The organism is Christiangramia pacifica (assembly GCF_057221535.1).
The window spans coordinates 263,284-283,639 of record NZ_CM170146.1 but is presented as its reverse complement, the minus strand read 5'-3'; the positions used below and the strand labels follow the sequence as shown (position 1 = coordinate 283,639).

Below are 20,356 nucleotides of genomic sequence, written 5' to 3'. Positions count from 1 at the left end.
ATGGAAGTTCTAAAAATAGCAACAGCAGGAAGTGTTGATGACGGTAAAAGTACCTTGATTGGTCGCCTTTTATACGATACAAAATCACTGACTTCAGATAAGATTGAAGCGATTGAAAAGGTAAGTAAAAGGAACGGTCTGGATTATCTTGATTTTTCCCTGGCTACAGATGGTCTTGTCGCTGAAAGAGAGCAGGGAATTACCATAGATGTGGCCCATATATACTTTTCAACACCTAAGAAAAGTTACATTATTGCTGATACTCCTGGTCATATTGAATACACCCGGAACATGGTAACCGGAGCCTCAACTTCTCAGACCTCGATCATTTTAATTGACGCCAGGAAAGGGGTGATCGAGCAGACTTACAGGCATTTCTTTATTAACAATTTATTGAGAGTAAAAGAAGTGATTGTTGCGGTAAATAAGATGGATCTGGTAAATTATTCCGAAGAAGTTTTTAATGGAATTGTGCAGGATTTTGAAGAATTGAGAGCGAAAAGTGATTTTGAAGACCAGAAGCTGACTTTTATTCCCGTGAGTGCACTGTGGGGTGAAAATATTGCAGAAAAATCTACCGCAATGCCTTGGTATGAGGGTCAGACAATTCTGGAACATCTGGAAAACCTTAAAGCTGAAGATTTTGAAGAACAAAGTCAGGCCAGATTTTCAGTTCAAACGGTGATAAGACCTAAGACTGATGAGTATCATGATTATCGCGGGTATGCCGGGAAAATTAGTGGTGGTAGTTTGAAAGTTGGTGATGAAGTCACAGTGCTGCCTTCTTTGACTACATCAACCATTAAAGAAATTCACTTTTTCGAGAATTCATTCGATGAAGCTCCGGCGGGTAGTTCTGTCAACATAAGTCTTGCAGACGATATTAATGTCGCCAGAGGAGATATGTTAGTAAAATCGAACGAGGTTCCAAAGGAAACAAGGATTCTCGATGCAACAGTTTGCTGGATGGATAATCGGGCTCTGGTACCGGGAACAAAATATGTTTTACAACATAATACTAATGGAATTTTAGCTAAAATAGACCAAGTTGAAGGCAATGTGGATACAAATTTCAACTCGGAAGAAAATACAACTTCTTTAAAACTAAACGACATTGGTAACGTGAAGATGAAATTAAGTAAACCAATTTTTATTGATAGTTATATTGAGAATCGTTCGAACGGAAGGTTCATCCTGGTGGATACTCAGACAAATACTACGGCGGGAGTCGGATTTATTAAATAAAATAGAAGGAATGTGAAACAATTCATTGTGAACATTTTGTCAAATATGTGTATGTGCTATTCGCCTCACACTTAGAAGCCTATTTTATAAACTGAATTATAAAAAGTCCTTTTAAGTGAAAAACTAAAAAGGACTTTTTTCATTTAAGATGTTTGAAATAATGAAAAGACCCTGAAAAAAGTTCAGGGTGACAATTCAAAAAAAAGCCGTCCTGCTGAACTCGTTTCAGCATCTCAAAAGAAGCAGATTAATTATCAAAGTAGAAGAATTTAAATAATAAGATCATGCAAAGTTTTAGAACCGAAATTGAAAATCCTGTAGTTGAAAAAGACATTCTGGATTTGGAGAAAAAGATCAAGCTTTTCCGTGAAGGAAAGGCTGATGAAGAAAAATTCCGAAGCCTGCGTCTTGCACGTGGTGTTTACGGACAAAGACAATCGGGTGTTCAAATGGTTCGTATAAAACTGCCGTTTGGAAAGGTAACTTCTGAACAGTTACATCGAATTGCCGATGTATCTGATGAATATTCCAAAGGGCGATTGCATATCACAACCCGGCAGGATATCCAGATCCATTACGTGAATCTTGACCGGACTCCTGAGCTTTGGGCACAACTGGAGAAAGATGATGTCACTCTTAGGGAAGCTTGCGGAAATACGGTTAGAAATATTACTGCTTCTCCAACCGCGGGGATAGATCCAAACGAGTCTTTTGATGTTTCGCCGTATGCGCACGCTGCATTTCAATTCTTTCTTCGAAACCCTATCTGCCAGGAAATGGGAAGGAAATTTAAAATGTCTTTCTCCTCTTCAGATGAGGATACAGCTTTAAGTTATATCCATGATCTAGGTTTGATTGCCAAACTGAAGGATGGAAAACGCGGTTTTAAAGTGATGCTAGGTGGCGGACTCGGTTCTCAGCCAAGACATGCCGATGAACTATACGATTTTCTTCCAGCGGAAGAGATTATACCGCTAATTGAAGGTGTGCTTCGCGTCTTTGATCGTCATGGCGAACGAGCAAAGCGATTAAAAGCAAGAATGAAATTCCTAATTAAGGATATTGGGAAAGAAGCCTTTATGAAATTGGTGGAAGAGCAGAAAACCGCCTTGTCTCAGAAACAACCAAAGTTTGAAATTGAGAAATTTGAAGCTGCTCCACCCTTGCTGGATGTTAAAGTTCCTTTTGTGGAAATCGAAGATCAGCAAGATTTTGAAACCTGGAAGCAAACCAATGTTTTAAAACAGAAACAGCAAGGTTTATACGCTATCGGAATCCGGGTTCCTTTAGGAGATTTTTACACCGGTGGCGCCAGACAGCTGGCCGATTTGGTTAAGAAATATGCCGGAAACGAAATTAGGTTAACGCTTAGACAGGATATTCTGATTCGTCACGTTCGCGAAGAATTTCTGCCATTCTTTTATTCGGAATTGAAAAAACTGGGCTATGCTGAAACCGGTTATAACAAAACAGTCGATATCACCGCCTGCCCGGGTACCGATACCTGTAATCTAGGAATTGCAAGCAGTACCGGAATTGCAGATGTGCTGGAAGATGTTTTAAAAGAAGAATATCCTCAATTCATCAACAGTAAGGATATTACCATAAAGATCAGCGGATGTATGAACGCCTGCGGCCAGCATAATATGGCTGAAATTGGATTCCAGGGAATGTCTATCAAGGTTGGAAAAACTGTGGCTCCGGCACTTCAGGTATTGCTTGGTGGCGGAACAATTGGAAACGGACAGGGAAGATTCGCAGATAAAGTGGTGAAGGTCCCGAGTAAAAGAGGACCGGAAGCGCTAAGGGTTTTACTGAACGATTTTGAATCGAATTCAGAAACTGACGAAAAATTCGCGGAATATTACGACCGTAGGGAGAAAACCTATTTCTATGATCTGCTGAAAGACCTGGCAGATACTTCAAATCTCAGCGAGAATGATTTTGTTGACTGGGGCCATGAATCGCCATATATCAAAGAAGTAGGTGTAGGTGAATGCGCTGGGGTGATGATCGATTTGATCGCGACGCTCTTATTCGAAAGTGAAGAAAAGATCGATAATGCGAAAACTGCGCTAGAAAGAAATGATTGGTCAGATAGTATTTACCATTCCTATACTTCAATTGTGAACTCAGCCAAAGCTTTGCTGCTTTCAGAAGACGTGAAAACAAATACACAGGCCGGTATTATTTCTCAATTTGATGAGTTTTTTGTGGATACCAAAAAAATTGAATTATCTACTTCCTTCAAAGAATTCACTTATCAATTGAACGAAAATGAGCCGACAGAGGCTTTTGCAAATAAATATTTAGAGGAGGCGCATTTGTTCCTGAAGAGGGTGGATGCATTTAGGACAAAGGAGGTACAAAATGTATAATTCACCAAAATTAACCGTAGTTGGAGCAGGACCAGGAGATCCGGAATTGATCACCTTAAAAGCTTTGAATACTTTGAAGTCGGCCAGCGTAATTCTTTACGATGCCTTGATCAATCGGGATCTGCTGGAATATGCGCCACAAGCGGAACATATTTTTGTCGGAAAACGAAAAAACAAACATCGTTTCTCGCAGGACGAGATTAATGAATTGATTGTAAAATATGCTTTGGAAAGAGGCCACGTGGTAAGACTCAAGGGTGGTGACCCATTTATATTTGGAAGAGGATCTGAAGAAATCAATTTTGCCAGGAAGAACGGATTGGAAACAGCAGTCGTTTCAGGAATTACCTCTTCGATCGCGGTGCCCGCAAATGTTGGTATCCCGCTTACGCAAAGAGGAGTTTCAGAGAGTTTCTGGGTGATTACGGGAACCACGTTTCAGAAGAAATTATCAAATGACGTTCGCCTGGCGGCTCAATCTACAGCAACGGTTGTGATATTAATGGGATTGGGAAAACTCCCTGAAATTGTTGAGGTTTTTAAAGGCTTCGGAAAACAGGATATTCCGGTGGGAATTATTCAGAATGGAACCACAGTGAATGAAAGATCAGGTTTTGGAACGATCAAATCCATTGAAAAGATCGTTTCAGAAAAACAACTGGGATCTCCAGCGATTATAGTAATTGGTGAGGTGGTGAATGAAGCGAATGCTTTACAGAAAGTTTATCAGAATGTAAAAAATCTTCCGCAGCAATCGAAACCACTTCAGGTAAATGTTGCCTAAATATATGGTCATCTTGAACTTGTTTCAGGGTCTATGAAAAGCTGAAACAAGTTCAGCTTGACGGATAAGAGAATCAAAAAAAATGGAAGAAAGAAACGAGTTATACCCGGTTTTTCTAAAAGTCAATAAACTGAATATCCTGGTGGTTGGCGGCGGAAATGTAGGACATGAAAAACTTCATTTTCTGTTCAAATCAAGTCCCAATGCACAGGTTGAGATCGTAGCTAAATGGTTTTTACCGGAAACGGAAGAACTGGCAAAGAAACACGGTGCGAAATTGATCAAAGGCAGGTATAAAAGAAAATATCTGAGAAAAAAACATTTCGTGATCGCCGCGACCAACGATGCGAGACTAAATAAACGGGTTCACCGCCACGCGAAAAAGAGATTTTTACTGGCAAATATCGCCGACACCCCCGAACTCTGTGATTTCTACATGGGCGGAATTGTTAATAAAGGCCATGTGAAAATCGCGATTTCAACCAACGGGAAGTCGCCAACCACGGCAAAGCGGTTACGGCAGTTTTTCGAGGAGGTGATCCCTGAGAATGTGAACCAGATGGTCGAAAATTTAAATGAATATAGAAAGTCCATTAAAGGTGATTTTGAAGCCAAAGTGGAACAGATGAATACCATAACAGAATCCTTAATCGTAAAAAAAGAGAGTGATGATTAAAACAGATATCCTGATAATCGGGGCCGGACCAACCGGATTGTTTACCGTGTTTGAAGCGGGATTATTAAAGCTGAAAACGCATTTGATAGATGCGCTTCCACAACCTGGTGGGCAATGTTCAGAAATTTACCCAAAAAAACCCATCTATGATATTCCGGCTTTTCCGGAGATCCTGGCGGGAGATCTGGTGAAAAATCTCATGGAACAGATCAAGCCTTTCGAGCCGGGATTCACTCTTGGTGAACGTGCAGAAACTCTGGAAAAACTAGATGATGGGACCTTTATAGTGACCACCAACAAAGGAACTCAGCATCATGCACCTGTAGTTGCAATTGCCGGCGGACTTGGTTCTTTTGAACCTAGAATACCGCCTATTACCAATATTTCAGATTTTGAAGATAAAGGGGTTTCATATTTTATCAAAGATCCTGAAGTGTATCGCGATCGAAAAATTGTGATTTCCGGTGGTGGAGATTCTGCTTTAGACTGGGCTATTTATTTGGCAGATGTTGCTTCAGAAGTTGCCTTGGTTCACCGAAGGGAAGAATTCCGTGGAGCACTGGATTCCGTAGAAAGAGTTTCAGAACTGGCAAAACTTGGGAAAATTGAAATGATTACGAATGCCGAAGTTGTTGGATTAAAAGGAGAAGATGAACTGGAGCAGGTGGTAATCCGTCATAAGGACAAGGCTCGCGGAGAAGAATTCAGAGAGGTTGATGATTTTATTCCGCTTTTTGGATTATCACCAAAACTAGGACCTATTGGAAGCTGGGGACTGGAGATTGAAAAGAATGCCATTAAAGTAAATAATTCTTATGATTATCAAACTAACATTCCCGGCGTTTACGCGATTGGTGATGTAAATACATATAAAGGAAAACTGAAGCTGATCCTTTCCGGTTTTCATGAGGCAGCGATCATGTGTCAGAGTGCGTACCAGAGAATTTATCCTGATAAGAAATATGTCTTAAAGTACACCACTGTTGGAGGTGTGGAAGGATTCGACGGAACTAAGAAGGAAGCCAAAAGGGAAGTTGTTCAGAGTATTAGTGTTTAGAATGTCATCCTGAACTTGGTTCAGGATCTCTAGTAGAGAAGTTGAAACAAGTTCAGCTTTACGTCTTTTGAGAAAAATTTAAAGGTAACCATTGTTACCTGCGGGAAAAAGCAGAATTCCTATCTTTGATAAAAATTCGAGAATATGAAGATCAGCTTAAAACGAATCAACGATAATTACCTATTTGAAACTGTAAACGAGCGTGGCAATATTGTTCTCCTGGACAATAAATCTGATGAGGAGCCAAAAGGTTCCAGTCCAATGGATTTAATTCTGAGAGGGATCGCAGGTTGCAGTAGTATAGATGTGGTGATGATCCTTAAAAAGCAGAATCACGAACTGGAAGATCTTCGAGTTGAGGTTGACGGATACCGTGAAGATGGAGCTATTCCAAATGTTTTTAAAAAGATCCAGCTTGATTTTATTCTGAAAGGAGATATTCCTCCGGCTAAAGTGGAAAGAGCAGTAAAATTATCGATGGATAAATATTGTTCGGTTTCAAAAATGCTGGAAAAAGCTGCTGAGATCAGTTATTCCATTCAATTAAATGGAGAAAAGGTTTTATAGAAAATTTTCTTAATTCCTTGCTTTTGGGTGCATTATAATTTTATATTTGTCCCGTAAGTTCATTGTTTACTAACAATCGTTATCAAGAAAGGTTGAGGGATTAGACCCTGTGAAACCTTAGCAACCCTCCTTTTGGAGAAGGTGCTACATTCTACTGAGTTCAGTCTCGGATAGATAACCAACAGAATTCTTTCCAGTCTTCTTTTTTGATATCGATTTATTTACAAGATCATGTCAAAAATAGAAGAGTTACTCTCTCAAAAAATATTAATACTAGACGGTGCCATGGGTACCATGCTTCAGGAATACAAATTTTCTGAAGAGGATTTCCGTGGGCAGCGTTTTGCCGACTGGCCCGTTTCTCTCAAAGGGAATAATGACCTGCTTTCTATCACCCAACCTGAAGCGATTGCCACCATTCATCGTAAATATTTTGATGCTGGGGCCGATATTGTGGAAACCAATACTTTCTCCGGAACCACTATCGCGATGGCAGATTATCAAATGGAAGAGTTTGTTTACGAACTCAATTTTGAGTCAGCCAGGATTGCCAAAGGTGTGGCAGAACAGGTTACTGCTGAAGATCCCTCAAAACCAAGATTTGTGGCGGGAGCAATTGGTCCAACCAATAAAACGGCGAGTATGAGTCCGGATGTGAATGATCCCGGATATCGCGCCATTTCTTTTGATGAACTTCGGAAAGCTTATAAGCAACAGGCAAAAGCTTTAATTGAAGGTGGTGTGGATGTTCTTCTTGTAGAAACCGTTTTTGATACGTTGAATGCAAAGGCAGCTCTTTTTGCGATCGAGGAGCTGAAGGAGGAACTGAATATTGATATTCCCATCATGGTTAGCGGAACAATTACCGATGCTTCGGGAAGGACTTTATCGGGTCAGACTGCCGAAGCTTTCCTTATTTCGGTTTCACATATTCCATTGTTAAGTGTTGGATTTAACTGCGCTTTGGGAGCAAAACAATTGACTCCGCATCTGGAAGTTTTGAATAGATACGCGAATTCCGGAGTTTCAGCATATCCTAATGCCGGATTGCCAAATGCATTTGGAGAATACGACCAGGATGCACAGGAAATGGCCTCACAGATCAAAGAATATCTGGAAAAAGGTTTAGTGAATATTCTTGGTGGTTGTTGCGGAACTACACCAAATCACATTAAAGCAATTGCTGAAATTGCTTCGAATTACAAACCCAGAGTTTTACCACAACTTCAATCTGAAAGCGCATAATATGTCAGAAATAAGACCTTTAAAACTTTCCGGACTCGAACCACTGGTGATCACACCGGATAGTAATTTTATAAATGTTGGAGAACGCACCAATGTCGCCGGATCTAAAAAATTCCTTCGGCTTATCAAGGAAGAAAAATTCGATGAAGCCCTGGATGTCGCTCGCGAACAAGTTGATAATGGCGCCCAGATCATCGATGTGAATATGGACGATGGGTTGATCGATGGTAAAGAAGCCATGGTCAAATTCCTGAATCTGTTGGTTGCTGAACCCGATATTTCCCGTGTTCCTATTATGATAGACAGTTCAAAATGGGAAATTATTGAGGCCGGACTTCAGGTGGTGCAGGGGAAATGCGTGGTTAATTCCATAAGCCTGAAAGAGGGAGAACAGGAGTTTATCGAAAATGCCAAAAAGATAAAACGCTACGGCGCCGCCGTGATCGTAATGGCATTCGACGAAACCGGGCAGGCAGATAATTATGAACGCCGAATCGAAATTGCCAAGCGGTCTTACGATATTCTGGTGAATAAAGTAAAATTTCCTCCAGAGGACATCATTTTCGATTTAAATATTTTCCCGGTGGGAACGGGAATGGATGAGCATAAAAGAAATGCCATCGATTTTATTGAAGGTACGCGCTGGGTAAAAGAAAATTTACCGTATTGCAGTGTGAGTGGCGGAGTGAGTAATGTTTCCTTTTCATTTCGTGGGAACAACCCAGTTCGCGAAGCCATGCATTCAGTTTTTTTATATCATGCGATCAAAGCAGGGATGAATATCGGGATCGTGAATCCTTCAATGCTGGAGGTTTATGATGAAATCCCGAAAGATCTGCTGGAGCATGTAGAAGACGTGATTTTGGATCGACGGGAAGATGCTACCGAGCGATTACTTGATTTTGCTGAAAATGTTGTTGGACGAAAAAAGGAAAATAAAGTAGATCTGTCCTGGCGTGAAAAACCTTTGCAGGAACGAATTACGCATGCGCTCGTAAAAGGTCTGGATGCCTACATTTTGGAAGATATTGAGCAGGCCCGTATTGAAGCTGAAAAACCCCTGGATGTGATCGAAGGTCCTTTGATGATCGGGATGAATGTGGTTGGTGATCTGTTCGGAAGTGGAAAAATGTTCCTTCCGCAGGTGGTAAAATCTGCGCGAGTGATGAAAAAAGCAGTTGCACATCTGCTACCATATATTGAAACCGATAAATCGAATAAACGACAATCTGCTGGAAAGGTTCTCATGGCCACGGTAAAAGGCGATGTACATGATATTGGTAAAAATATCGTGGCTGTTGTTTTAGGTTGTAACAATTACGAGATCATCGATCTCGGCGTGATGGTTCCTCCAGAAAAGATCATTGAAACGGCCAAAAAAGAGAATGTGGATGTGATTGGTCTTAGCGGACTTATAACTCCATCGCTGGACGAAATGGTGTTCTTGGCCAAAGAAATGGAGCGGCAGGATTTTTCTGTTCCGTTATTGATTGGTGGCGCGACAACTTCGAAAGCACATACGGCGGTAAAAATAGATCCGCAGTACAAACATGCGGTTGCACATGTAAATGACGCTTCCCGTGCCGTTACCGTGGTTGGCGATCTTTTAAAAGAAAGCTCCCGTGAAAAATATAAGGCCGAACTGAAAGAACAGTATGAGGTTTTTAGGAAGAATTTTAGCAAAAGAAGTAAGGTCAAGTCTTTTCTAAACATTGAAGAAGCCAGAAAGAATAAATTTCAAATCGACTGGGACAAAACAGAAATCTTTAAGCCGAATAAACCGGGAATACAGATCATTGAGAATTTTGAGTTGAAAAAGTTGACGAAATATATCGATTGGAGTCCGTTTTTTAGAAGCTGGGATCTGCATGGTCGCTATCCTGATATTTTGAAAGATGAAAAGGTTGGCGAGCAGGCACAAAATTTATTTGATGATGCCCAGGTTTTACTCGAGAGAATTCTGGATGAAAAACTGCTTAAAGCGAAGGCGATCTTTGGATTGTTTGAAGCAAATACGGTCAATCACGATGATATCGAGGTGAAATTTCCGCAGGACTCTGTTGAGAAAACAGAAGTTTTCAGAACACTCAGGCAGCAATTAAAAAAACATAGAGATCAACCAAATTTTGCGCTGGCAGATTTTATCGCGCCTAAAGAAACAGGAATTCAGGATTATATAGGTTGTTTTTGTGTGACCACGGGATTTGGAACCCAGGAACTGGCAGCAAAATTTGAAAAAGAACATGATGATTATAATTCGATCATGATCAAAGCCCTCGCCGATCGGCTGGCAGAAGCTTTTGCGGAATTTCTGCATGAAAGGATCAGGAAAGAAAATTGGGGGTATGCTTCGGAAGAAAATCTTAATAACGAAGAATTGATCAAGGAAGCATATAAGGGAATTCGTCCTGCCCCGGGTTATCCGGCCTGTCCGGATCATCTTGAAAAATTGACTATCTGGGAAGTTTTACAGGTAAAGGAAGAAATTGGAGTAGAGCTTACCGAAAGCCTGGCCATGTGGCCAGCGGCCAGTGTAAGCGGGTATTATTTTGCCAATCCTGAAGCGAGATATTTCGGATTGGGAAAAATAAAAGAAGACCAGGTGAAAGATTATGCGGAGCGAAAAGGAATAGATTATCGCGAAGCAGCAAAATGGTTGAACCCGAATATTGCTGATTAAAGGAATGACGAATAATAGAACAACGGTAATTAAAAATAAATGCGTTAGGGATTGAAGCGGCATCCTTTTTCTTCAGAAAAAGATAGAGCGGAAAGCCCGGCCGAAAGGCAACGCCCCAATGAAAATAGAAATTAGAATAAATGAAGATCACCGAACACTTAGCGGCAGCTAAAGACCGCACCGTATTCTCTTTTGAAATTCTGCCACCATTAAAAGGACAGAATATCAATTCAATATACGAGAGTATAGATCCCCTGATGGAATTCAATCCGCCATTTATTGATGTGACCTATCATCGGGAAGAATACGTGTATTCAGAAAGAGAAAATGGTTTGCTGGAAAAGAAGATCGTACGTAAAAGACCCGGAACTGTTGGGATTTGTGCAGCCATCCAGAGTAAATATGGTGTGGATGCGGTTCCACATATTCTATGTGGAGGATTTTCCAAGGAGGATACTGAAAACTTCCTGATCGACCTTGATTTTCTTGGAATTAAAAACGTTATGGCTTTACGCGGAGATGCGGTTAAAAGCGAAACTTATTTTAAACCGGAAGCAAACGGGAATATTTTCGCCAAAGACCTCGTGAACCAGATCGTGGAACTTAATAAGGGAAAATATCTTGACGAGGTGATCGAAAAAGGTCATAACACCGATTTTTGTGTAGGTGTCGCGGGTTATCCTGAAAAACATATGGAAGCACCGAGCATAGACAAGGACATTCAGCGTTTGAAGGAGAAAATTGAAGCCGGGGCTGAATATGTGGTGACACAAATGTTTTTTAATAATGACCGATATTTTGATTTCGTGGAAAAATGCAGGGAAAACGGTATTACGGTGCCAATAATCCCCGGATTGAAACCATTGGCCACCAAGAAGCAATTGAGTATTATCCCACATAGATTTCATGTGGATATGCCCGATAGCCTTATAAGAGAAGTGGAAAAATGTAAGGATAATAAGGAAGTAAGACAAGTAGGTGTTGAATGGTGTATTCAGCAAAGTAAGGATCTTATCAAAGGAGGGGCGCCAGTGCTGCATTATTATTCCATGGGAAAAAGCACAAATATCCAGCAGATCGCTTCTGAAGTTTTCTAGAGAATTACATTTCAACCAATAGGCAGTTTTTTTCGTAAATATGTTAGATTTGCTTTCGTATGAAAAGATTTGCCCCCTTGCTCTTCCTCTTCTGCTGCCTGTTTGCGCAGTCCCAGGAAGAGAAACCTCAAAAGTATTTTTCTTTAGATGCCAGTTACTTTTACGGTACGATCTTAGAGCACAATCCTGATATTGCCCATTTAATAACCGATCATCCAAATGGTTTTCTGCTGAGTTTTAACCGGAAGACTTATGGATTGGAAAAATGGGAAGCGAGATATAATTATCCTGATTTTGGATATTCTTTCATTTACCAGGATATGAAAAACCCTTATCTCGGTAAGAATTATTCAATTTACGGTCATTTTAGTTTTTATTATTTAAAAAGGCTTTTGATGTTCCGGATTGGTCAGGGAGTGGCATACGCTAGCAATCCTTACGATGCAGAGACCAATTATCAGAATAACGCCTACGGAACGCGGTTTTTGAGTTCTACTTATTTAATGGGAAATATTCACAAAGAGAATATTATTGGCGGGCTTGGTCTAAACGCCGGGGTGACCATCATACATTACTCGAACGCCGACCTTGGTTCGCCGAATCACAGTACCAATACTTTTACTTTTAATGTAGGTCTGAATTATTTACTGGATCATGAAAACCATCCGGATTACATTCCGAGAGGACCCAAAGAAAAATATACTGAACCGTTTCATTACAATTTCGCCTTGAGAAGCGGGATAAATACTTCAGGTGTAGTTGGTTCTCCAAAATTACCATTTCTAACATTTTCGGCGTATGCTGATAAAGTGCTGAATCGCAAAAGCACTTTACAGGGAGGAGCTGAGCTTTTCTTATCCAGGTCACTTGAAGAATTCATAGAATACCAGGCAGCTGCTTTTCCACAAAAAGGAACAACTGGCGATGAAGATGCGAAAAGAGTTGGAGTGTTTGTAGGTCATAAACTCACTTTTAATAAAATGTCCCTGATCACTCATTTAGGCTATTACGTTTATTATCCATACACAGATTATGTGGAGCAGGTTTATAACCGAATGGGCTTGCAGCGAGAAATTACAGATCGCTGGTGGGCTTCAGCGACAGTTAGGTCTCACGGAGCAAATGCCGAAGCAGTAGAATTTTCAATTGGATACAGGTTATGAAGAAGTTGATATTTATTCTTGCGATAATAGGATTTTTAGGATGTGATTCTGAAGACGCCGGAGACTGTTTTCAAAAGGCCGGCGAAATTGTTCAGCAGGAGATGGAAGTTGCGCCATTTTCTGAAATTCTGGTCTACGATAAAATAAAACTTTACATCGAACAGGGAGCAGAACAAAAAGTGCTGGTAGAAAGTGGTAAGAACCTAATGAATGAAATAACTGCTGATGTCGTCGAAGGTCAGCTGGTGCTTAGAAATGAAAATGTTTGTAATTTGGTTCGGGATTACGGGATCACGAAGATCTATATTACCACACCAAACCTTGAATACCTGCGTCATGCAGGAAACATTCCGTTAGAAAGCGTTGGAACATTGAAATTTGACAACCTTTGGCTTGTTTCTGAAAACCAGGACCAGGATCCTGAAATCCATACTAACGGAGATTTTATTCTGGACCTTGAGGTAAAAAATCTAAGAATCACTAATGATAATTATTCGCATTACTTTTTAACGGGCAAGGTTGAAAATTTCGATGGATTTTTTGCCGCTGGAGATGGCCGACTGGAAGCTAGAGATCTTATCGTTCAAAATTATGATCTATTTCATCGCGGTACGAACAAACTTATTGTGAATCCTCAGCAAATTCTTAAGGGAGACATCTTTAGTTATGGGGATATTATTTCTGTAAATCGCCCTCCTGAAGTTGATGTGGAAGAGCATTTTAGAGGTCGGCTTATTTTTGAGTAAGCTCAGCGAAAAGACTTTCCAGGTTTTTGGTCTTTTGATTCAGCTGAAGAGTTTTTAACCCGTTATCATGGGCAAAATCAAATACAGCCGGACGCATGTCTTTTTCAGTATCAAAGATCAATTCATAAGTAAATCCTCCGGTGTTTTTAGCAGAAACCAGATTTGGTATTCTTTGTAGAGCTACTTCTTCAATGCGGTAATCAAATTCAACAAAAATGATCTGATCATTCCCTTTGCGCAGTTCATTCAGATTTTTGTCGGCAACAATATTACCGTTATTTATAATGATAACCCGGTCACAAATGGCTTCAACTTCCTGCATGATATGCGTAGAGAGAAAGACGGTTTTGCCAGGTTTACCTTCAGCATTATTTCTGCCGATATTTTTTATCAGGTTTCTAATCTCCACTAACTGGTTTGGATCGAGGCCGGTGGTGGGCTCATCGAGGATCAAGACTTCAGGATCGTGTAGAAGTGCCGCGGCGAGGCCAACTCTTTGGCGGTAACCTTTTGAAAGCTGGTCTATTTTTTTATTCGCTTCAGGAGTTAACCCGGTAATTTTGATCACTTCTTCCACGCGGTTTTTATCCGTTTTGTATACTGAAGCATTAAAGCGAAGATATTCCCTCACGAACATTTCAGTATAAAGCGGGTTGTGCTCAGGCAGATAACCTATTCGTTTCTGAATTTCAGCTACATTATCCTCCAGATCCAGTCCGTCGATATTTGCTTTTCCGGAATCTGCTGTTAAATATCCAGTCAGAATTTTCATAAGCGTGGATTTCCCGGCTCCATTCGGACCTAGAAATCCGACAATCTCGCCTTTGGAAATATCAAAATTGATCTCGTTCAGCGCTTTCTGGCTTCCAAAATGTTTGGATATGTTGTTAACGGATATAGACATAGCTTCAGAATTCAAAATTAGGAATAAATAATCAGGGATACCGATGAAAATATTTCAAAGTTTCAACGAAAATTGAAGGCTAAAAATTGTAATTGTGATTAAAAGCATGCGAATTTTCCGAATATCAGAAAACTGTAAATTTTGATCGCATTTTATTTTGAATCTAAAATTTAAGCGCTACTTTAGTCTTTCATTATTATTGCAAATGACAACATTAATTAATTGGAACGCATTCTATTATTTTTATTTCTATACCAGAGATAGGATCGGGAATGCTATATGATTAATTTAAACATAGAATTATATAAAAGTCTCGATCTTAGATCGGGACTTTTTTATTTATACCTATATGAATAAAAAAGTCGGGATTCAGGGAATAAAAGGTTCATTTCACCATTTGGTGGCCATGGATTATTATCATGAGGATGTTTCAGTCATGGAACATCTATCATTTCATGAGCTGGCACAGAAACTGTCTTCAAAGGAATCTGATGAGGCGGTAATGGCGATAGAGAACAGTATTGCCGGTTCCATTCTTCCAAATTACGCTCTTATAGATGAATATAATCTTAGCATAATTGGGGAGCATTATACGCCGGTGAATATGAATCTCATGGCGTTGGAAGGTCAGACAATCGAGGATATTAAAAAAGTCTTTTCTCATCCAATGGCTTTGCTTCAGTGCAAGGAATTTTTCAAGAAATATCCTCATATCAAACTCATTGAGGACGCAGATACTGCGGAAGCTGCTAAAAGAATTTCCGAAGAAGGTAAAATGAAAGTGGCCGCTGTGGCAAGTCCGGCAGCTGCTCAAATGTATGGTTTGGAAATCCTGGCTCATGAAATTCATACCATTAAAAGCAACGCAACGAGATTCCTAATCTTAGGCAGAGAAAGACAAAAACCGAACGGAATTCAGCTGGATAAAGCATCTTTAAAATTTGACCTAAGCAGTGATAGGGGAAGCCTGGTTTCGGTTTTAAATATTCTAAGGGATTCATACTTGAGCCTTACTAAAATTCAATCCTTACCAATTATTGATGAGCCATGGAAATATTCATTTTTCGTGGATGTCATTTTTGAAAAACCAAAGGATTTTGATAAAGCGGTAAGTGTTTTAAAACTAATGACTGAAGAATTAAAAATTTTAGGGATCTATAAAAACAATTTGTCATGATAACGGCAAAAAGACTGGATACAGTTCAGGAATACTACTTTTCAAAAAAGCTTCGTGAGGTGGCAGATTTGAGGTCTCAAGGCAAGGATATTATCAATCTCGGGATTGGAAGTCCAGACCTTGCTCCTCCTAATGCTGTGGTTCAAGCTTTGAATAAAGCATTAAAAGATAATGGTGCGCATCAATATCAGCCTTATAAAGGTATCAAGAAGTTGCGTGATGCTATCACTGGATTTTATAAGAAGTACTATCAATTAGAGCTGAACCCTGAGACTGAAATCCTTCCACTAATGGGTAGTAAGGAAGGAATTATGCACATTTCCATGGCTTTTTTGAATCCTGGTGATGAAGTGCTTTTGCCAGATCCCGGGTATCCAACTTATAGTTCAGTAGCCAAATTGCTTGAAGCTAAAGAACGGAATTACAGCCTGAAAGAGGAAAATGGATGGTTGCCAGATTTAGCAGAATTGGAGAAACAAGGTCTGGATAAAGTGAAATTGATGTGGGTGAATTACCCTCATATGCCTACGGGTTCAAAGGCTACAGCTGAATTCTTTAAAGAATTGACTCGCTTTGCTGAAAAAAATAAGATCCTGGTGGTAAATGATAATCCATATAGTTTTATTCAAAATGATGCACCTATTAGTATTTTGAATGAAGAGAGGCGAAGTGATTACGTGATGGAATTGAATTCATTGAGTAAGAGTTTTAATATGGCCGGGTGGCGTGTTGGTATGCTAACCGGAAGTGAAAAAAATATTAATTCGGTTCTAAAAGTGAAATCGAATATGGACAGCGGGATGTTTTATCCTGTTCAGGCTGGGGCAGTAGAAGCCTTGAAATTGCCAGAATCATGGTTTGAGGAGCAAAATAAGATCTATGCGGAAAGAAAAGCAAAGATAATGCAATTGGTAAATGAGCTGGAATGTGAAGCGAGAGAAGACCAGGCTGGTCTTTTTATCTGGGCTAAAGCTCCGGAAGGGAAAACTTCGGCCGATGTGGTAGACGAATTGCTTTATGAGCATGATATATTTATAACTCCTGGATTTATTTTCGGAGATCAGGGTGAAGGTTACGTTAGATTTTCTCTTTGTGCATCCCTTGAAGCGGTAGAAAAAGCACTAAAAAGAATAAGAAAATGAAGGTTTTTGTAATAGGTCTGGGATTAATTGGAGGTTCCTTCGCATTGGACCTGAAGGCTGCTATCAAGACTATCGAGATCTTTGGGATTGATGAAAATGATGAACATTTAGAAGATGCTCATCAGCTGGGATTGATCGATAGAAAAGCAGAGATGAGCGAGCTGGGAAATGCAGACATGGTTTTTCTTGCCATTCCAGTAGATGTTTCGCTTAAAGTACTTCCTGAAGTTCTAAATCTGGTAAGTGATGATTGTGTTGTAGTAGATGCAGGATCCACCAAAGAGAAATTGTGTAAGATCGTTGCAGAGCATCCAAAGCGTAGAAATTACCTGGCAGGCCATCCAATTGCAGGGACTGAATTTTCAGGACCTAAAGCGTCCATTCACGGTCTTTTCAAAAATAAAACACATATCATATGTGAAGTTGAAAAAACGGCTTTTAAGCTTCAGGAAAGAGCATTGGAAATTTTTCAGGCGATTGGGATGAGAATTAGGTATATGGATCCTGCTTCGCATGATCGCCATATCGCATATGTATCGCATCTATCTCACATTAGTTCATTTATGCTGGGTAAAACGGTGCTGGAAAAAGAGAAGAATGAACGCGACATTTTTGATCTCGCAGGCAGTGGTTTTGCTTCAACCGTAAGGCTGGCAAAAAGTTCTCCGGCTATGTGGACACCAATTTTCCATCAGAATAAAAAGAACGTGATGGAAACTTTAGACGAATATATTTCAAATCTGAAACATTTCAGAAAACTGATGGATGAAGATAATTTTGAAGAAGTATTCAGTGAAATGGAGAGAACGAATCATATTAGAGAAGTATTAAACGGATTAAATAAGAACCAAGAATTTAAAATAGTTGAAAATGGAAAATAAAAAAGAACTCAGAACATGGCTGGATGATTTCGGATTATCTCATCCCCTGGTGATTGCAGGACCTTGCAGCGCCGAAACCGAAGAACAGGTATTAACGATCGCCCATCAATTAAAAGACAGCGATGCTACTGTTTTAAGAGCAGGAATCTGGAAACCGAGAACCAGGCCCGGTAATTTTGAAGGCGTGGGAGCTTTAGGGTTAAAATGGCTTCAGAAAGCAAAGGAAGAAACAGGAATGCTTACAACCACTGAAGTTGCCAATCCAAATCACGTGGATCTTGCGTTGAAACATGACGTTGATATTTTATGGATTGGAGCCAGAACAACCGTCTCTCCTTTTATAGTACAGGAAATTGCAGATGCACTTAAAGGAACTGATAAGATCGTACTGGTTAAAAACCCGGTTAATCCAGATCTTTCTCTATGGCTTGGTGCAGTTGAAAGATTGCATACGGCAGATATTAATAAGCTAGGAGTGATCCACAGAGGTTTTTCAGCTTATGAGAAAACAAAATACAGAAACAACCCGGAATGGCAGATTCCAATCGAACTTCAAAATAAATTTCCAGATCTTCCATTAATCCTGGATCCATCTCATATTGCGGGCAGAAGAGATATCATATTTGATCTTTGCCAGACTGCTTTAGATTTGAATTACGACGGAATTATGGTGGAAACTCACCATACACCAGATAAGGCCTGGAGTGATGCCGCGCAGCAAATTACACCGGAAACATTAATTCAAATTATGAATGATCTAAAAGTGAGAAAAGAAGTTTCAGCAAGCGAGGAATTTCAGAATAAATTAACCGCATTAAGGTCTAAGATCGATATCACCGACAGTCAGATCCTAGAGATTCTTTCAAAAAGAATGAAAATTTCAGAAGAAATCGGTCAGGTGAAAAAAGATCAGAACGTGGCGATCCTTCAGACAAAAAGATGGAATGAAATTCTAGGTAAAATGGTTCTTGAAGGTGAAGAGAAAGGGCTTAGCGAGGAATTCGTGTTGAGAATGTTCAAAGCGATTCACCAGGAATCAATCAACCACCAGCAAAAAATTCTCGACGGAATCAGGTAATTTGAAAGCATTATAGCCAAGTATGTGCAGTCTTGAATTAAACCTATAAATTTGCAGGAAATAATATATGATTCGGGATATGAATAATTTAGCATAAATGCAGGGAACGGTTTACAAATCTACAGGAAGCTGGTATCAGGTTAAGGCTGAAAATGGTGCATTCTACGAATGTAGAATTAAAGGTAAATTCAGAATTCAGGGAATTAAAAGCACCAATCCAGTAGCAGTGGGAGATGAGGTTACTTTTGATCTTGAAGAAGGTTTGGAAGGAAATACTGGGGTCATCAAAAAAATAAAGGAGCGGGAGAATTATATTATTAGAAAATCTGTGAACCTTTCGAAGCAAACGCATATCATCGCTTCGAATATCGATCAGGTTTTTCTCCTCGTTACCTTGAATAATCCACCTACGCTTACAACTTTTATAGATCGGTTCCTGGTTACTGCTGAAGCTTATGATATTACGGCGGTTTTACTTTTCAATAAAGTTGATAGCTATACTATTGAAGAACTTGCTGAAGTGAAATACCTGGCTGAATTATATAGAAATGCCGGTTACGAATGTATTGGGATCTCCGCAAAGAATGGCAAGAATGTAGACAAGGTGAAAGAAAAGATGATCGGAAAAACCAGTATGATCTCAGGACATAGTGGAACCGGTAAATCAACTCTTATCAATGCAATTGAACCAAGCCTTGATCTCAAAACCTCTGAAATTTCCAGACAGCATAGTCAGGGGCAGCACACCACTACATTTGCTGAAATGTTCGATCTTAAATTCGATGCCCGTATTATCGACACTCCTGGAATTAAAGGTTTTGGAGTTGTAGATATGGAAAGAGAAGAGATCGGAGATTATTTTCCTGAGTTCTTTGAAAGAAAACAAGATTGTAAGTTTCATAATTGTCTGCATATTGAAGAACCAAAATGCGCGATCAAGCAAGCGTTGGAAGATGGCGAAATTGCCTGGTCCAGGTATAAGAGTTATTTGCAGATCATGGAAGGCGAGGAAGATAATTACCGTATAGATCAATATCAGAAATAATGAGAGCAGTAATACAGAGAGTTTCAGAAGCTTCAGTAACCGTAGACCATAAAGTATGCGCGGTAATACACGAGGGTTTACTTATACTTTTGGGAATAGAAGAAGAAGATACCGATGAAGATATTGACTGGCTCTGTAGGAAGATCATCAATATGAGAATCTTTAATGATGATGAGGGTGTGATGAACGATTCTTTAAAAACTGTAGATGGTGATGCGATCATCGTTAGTCAGTTTACTTTGCATGCAAGTACTAAAAAAGGAAACCGTCCCAGTTATATTAAAGCTGCCAAGCCAGAGATAGCCGAACCAAAATATTTAAAATTCATTGCGAAATTTGAGCAGGAATTGGGAAAAGACGTGGGTATAGGTAAGTTTGGAGCAGATATGAAAGTCTCTCTTTTGAACGACGGACCAGTCACAATTATAATTGATTCGAAAGAAAAACGTTAAAAAGAGTTAAAATTTTATATATTGCGCCTTTATTGATAT

18 protein-coding genes and 1 riboswitch are annotated in these 20,356 nt (G+C 39.7%); of the genes, 17 read left to right on the top strand and 1 reads right to left on the bottom strand.

The genetic code is table 11. The features are described 5' to 3' along the window. From AC2S94_RS01300 to AC2S94_RS01250, 11 genes are all read left to right on the top strand, one after another. On the top strand, window positions 1-1,245 hold the full coding sequence (locus tag AC2S94_RS01300) for a sulfate adenylyltransferase subunit 1 (RefSeq protein ID WP_484629711.1): 1,245 nt from the start codon (window positions 1-3) through the stop codon (window positions 1,243-1,245). Window positions 1,246-1,529: 284 nt separating this feature from the next. Continuing rightward, window positions 1,530-3,623 (top strand): HEPN domain-containing protein, encoded by a 2,094-nt coding sequence (locus tag AC2S94_RS01295; protein ID WP_484629710.1) that lies wholly within the window; start codon window positions 1,530-1,532, stop codon window positions 3,621-3,623. After that, window positions 3,616-4,407: a uroporphyrinogen-III C-methyltransferase gene (gene cobA, locus AC2S94_RS01290; RefSeq protein WP_484629709.1), complete on the top strand. Its 792-nt coding sequence runs from the start codon at window positions 3,616-3,618 to the stop codon at window positions 4,405-4,407. Before AC2S94_RS01295 ends, cobA begins: the two co-directional genes overlap by 8 nt. 82 nt (window positions 4,408-4,489) lie before the next feature. Continuing rightward, window positions 4,490-5,083, top strand: a complete 594-nt coding sequence (locus tag AC2S94_RS01285; protein ID WP_219550446.1) for a precorrin-2 dehydrogenase/sirohydrochlorin ferrochelatase family protein — start codon at window positions 4,490-4,492, stop codon at window positions 5,081-5,083. Further along, complete coding sequence (locus tag AC2S94_RS01280; RefSeq protein WP_484629708.1) at window positions 5,076-6,140, top strand: NAD(P)/FAD-dependent oxidoreductase; 1,065 nt, start codon at window positions 5,076-5,078, stop codon at window positions 6,138-6,140. The genes AC2S94_RS01285 and AC2S94_RS01280 overlap by 8 nt, the downstream gene beginning before the upstream one ends. Before the next feature lie 144 nt (window positions 6,141-6,284). Further along, window positions 6,285-6,707 carry an OsmC family protein gene (locus tag AC2S94_RS01275; protein WP_484629707.1) on the top strand — a complete coding sequence of 141 codons (423 nt, stop codon included), beginning with the start codon at window positions 6,285-6,287 and terminating at the stop codon, window positions 6,705-6,707. 76 nt (window positions 6,708-6,783) lie between these two features. After that, a riboswitch (SAM riboswitch) is annotated at window positions 6,784-6,888 on the top strand. Window positions 6,889-6,938: 50 nt separating this feature from the next. Beyond that, on the top strand, window positions 6,939-7,952 hold the full coding sequence (locus AC2S94_RS01270; RefSeq protein WP_484629706.1) for a homocysteine S-methyltransferase family protein: 1,014 nt from the start codon (window positions 6,939-6,941) through the stop codon (window positions 7,950-7,952). Window position 7,953: 1 nt separating this feature from the next. Beyond that, entirely contained in the window at window positions 7,954-10,632 is a 2,679-nt protein-coding gene (gene metH, locus AC2S94_RS01265) for a methionine synthase (protein WP_484629705.1), read from the top strand. A 140-nt stretch (window positions 10,633-10,772) separates the two neighbouring features. Further along, a complete protein-coding gene (gene metF / locus AC2S94_RS01260; protein WP_484629704.1) occupies window positions 10,773-11,729 on the top strand; it encodes a methylenetetrahydrofolate reductase [NAD(P)H] in 957 nt (318 codons plus the stop codon). Between the two features lie 59 nt (window positions 11,730-11,788). Further along, window positions 11,789-12,892 (top strand): acyloxyacyl hydrolase, encoded by a 1,104-nt coding sequence (locus AC2S94_RS01255; protein ID WP_484629703.1) that lies wholly within the window; start codon window positions 11,789-11,791, stop codon window positions 12,890-12,892. Further along, window positions 12,889-13,638, top strand: a complete 750-nt coding sequence (locus AC2S94_RS01250; RefSeq protein ID WP_484629702.1) for a head GIN domain-containing protein — start codon at window positions 12,889-12,891, stop codon at window positions 13,636-13,638. Before AC2S94_RS01255 ends, AC2S94_RS01250 begins: the two co-directional genes overlap by 4 nt. On the opposite strand, the gene gldA is transcribed toward AC2S94_RS01250, so the two are convergent. Further along, window positions 13,625-14,542 carry a gliding motility-associated ABC transporter ATP-binding subunit GldA gene (gene gldA, locus AC2S94_RS01245; RefSeq protein WP_484629701.1) on the bottom strand — a complete coding sequence of 306 codons (918 nt, stop codon included), beginning with the start codon at window positions 14,540-14,542 and terminating at the stop codon, window positions 13,625-13,627. The two genes, AC2S94_RS01250 and gldA, sit on opposite strands and share 14 nt — an antisense overlap. 349 nt (window positions 14,543-14,891) lie before the next feature. Between gldA and AC2S94_RS01240 the strand changes: the two genes are divergently transcribed. The 6 genes from AC2S94_RS01240 to dtd all read left to right on the top strand — a co-directional run bounded on the left by AC2S94_RS01240 (window position 14,892) and on the right by dtd (window position 20,317). Beyond that, the gene (locus AC2S94_RS01240) at window positions 14,892-15,719 is read left to right on the top strand and encodes a prephenate dehydratase (protein ID WP_484629700.1); all 828 of its coding nucleotides are present in this window, start codon (window positions 14,892-14,894) and stop codon (window positions 15,717-15,719) included. Next, entirely contained in the window at window positions 15,716-16,861 is a 1,146-nt protein-coding gene (locus AC2S94_RS01235) for a pyridoxal phosphate-dependent aminotransferase (protein WP_484629699.1), read from the top strand. The genes AC2S94_RS01240 and AC2S94_RS01235 overlap by 4 nt, the downstream gene beginning before the upstream one ends. After that, window positions 16,858-17,742 carry a prephenate dehydrogenase gene (locus AC2S94_RS01230; protein WP_484629698.1) on the top strand — a complete coding sequence of 295 codons (885 nt, stop codon included), beginning with the start codon at window positions 16,858-16,860 and terminating at the stop codon, window positions 17,740-17,742. Before AC2S94_RS01235 ends, AC2S94_RS01230 begins: the two co-directional genes overlap by 4 nt. Then, a complete protein-coding gene (locus tag AC2S94_RS01225) occupies window positions 17,732-18,820 on the top strand; it encodes a chorismate mutase (protein WP_484629697.1) in 1,089 nt (362 codons plus the stop codon). The genes AC2S94_RS01230 and AC2S94_RS01225 overlap by 11 nt, the downstream gene beginning before the upstream one ends. 97 nt (window positions 18,821-18,917) lie before the next feature. Further along, the gene (rsgA, locus tag AC2S94_RS01220; RefSeq protein WP_484629696.1) at window positions 18,918-19,865 is read left to right on the top strand and encodes a ribosome small subunit-dependent GTPase A; all 948 of its coding nucleotides are present in this window, start codon (window positions 18,918-18,920) and stop codon (window positions 19,863-19,865) included. Beyond that, window positions 19,865-20,317: a D-aminoacyl-tRNA deacylase gene (gene dtd / locus AC2S94_RS01215; protein WP_484629695.1), complete on the top strand. Its 453-nt coding sequence runs from the start codon at window positions 19,865-19,867 to the stop codon at window positions 20,315-20,317. The genes rsgA and dtd overlap by 1 nt, the downstream gene beginning before the upstream one ends. Window positions 20,318-20,356: the final 39 nt, after the last annotated feature.

Coding starts and splice junctions, on each gene's coding strand:
- AC2S94_RS01225 (WP_484629697.1), top strand. CDS start 17,732: ATGGAAAATAAAAAAGAACTCAGAACATGGCTGGATGATTTCGGATTA.
- AC2S94_RS01255 (WP_484629703.1), top strand. CDS start 11,789: ATGAAAAGATTTGCCCCCTTGCTCTTCCTCTTCTGCTGCCTGTTTGCG.
- AC2S94_RS01230 (WP_484629698.1), top strand. CDS start 16,858: ATGAAGGTTTTTGTAATAGGTCTGGGATTAATTGGAGGTTCCTTCGCA.
- cobA (WP_484629709.1), top strand. CDS start 3,616: ATGTATAATTCACCAAAATTAACCGTAGTTGGAGCAGGACCAGGAGAT.
- AC2S94_RS01280 (WP_484629708.1), top strand. CDS start 5,076: ATGATTAAAACAGATATCCTGATAATCGGGGCCGGACCAACCGGATTG.
- dtd (WP_484629695.1), top strand. CDS start 19,865: ATGAGAGCAGTAATACAGAGAGTTTCAGAAGCTTCAGTAACCGTAGAC.
- metH (WP_484629705.1), top strand. CDS start 7,954: ATGTCAGAAATAAGACCTTTAAAACTTTCCGGACTCGAACCACTGGTG.
- AC2S94_RS01235 (WP_484629699.1), top strand. CDS start 15,716: ATGATAACGGCAAAAAGACTGGATACAGTTCAGGAATACTACTTTTCA.
- AC2S94_RS01300 (WP_484629711.1), top strand. CDS start 1: ATGGAAGTTCTAAAAATAGCAACAGCAGGAAGTGTTGATGACGGTAAA.
- AC2S94_RS01270 (WP_484629706.1), top strand. CDS start 6,939: ATGTCAAAAATAGAAGAGTTACTCTCTCAAAAAATATTAATACTAGAC.
- AC2S94_RS01275 (WP_484629707.1), top strand. CDS start 6,285: ATGAAGATCAGCTTAAAACGAATCAACGATAATTACCTATTTGAAACT.
- AC2S94_RS01240 (WP_484629700.1), top strand. CDS start 14,892: ATGAATAAAAAAGTCGGGATTCAGGGAATAAAAGGTTCATTTCACCAT.
- AC2S94_RS01295 (WP_484629710.1), top strand. CDS start 1,530: ATGCAAAGTTTTAGAACCGAAATTGAAAATCCTGTAGTTGAAAAAGAC.
- rsgA (WP_484629696.1), top strand. CDS start 18,918: ATGCAGGGAACGGTTTACAAATCTACAGGAAGCTGGTATCAGGTTAAG.
- metF (WP_484629704.1), top strand. CDS start 10,773: ATGAAGATCACCGAACACTTAGCGGCAGCTAAAGACCGCACCGTATTC.
- AC2S94_RS01285 (WP_219550446.1), top strand. CDS start 4,490: ATGGAAGAAAGAAACGAGTTATACCCGGTTTTTCTAAAAGTCAATAAA.
- gldA (WP_484629701.1), bottom strand. CDS start 14,542: ATGTCTATATCCGTTAACAACATATCCAAACATTTTGGAAGCCAGAAA.
- AC2S94_RS01250 (WP_484629702.1), top strand. CDS start 12,889: ATGAAGAAGTTGATATTTATTCTTGCGATAATAGGATTTTTAGGATGT.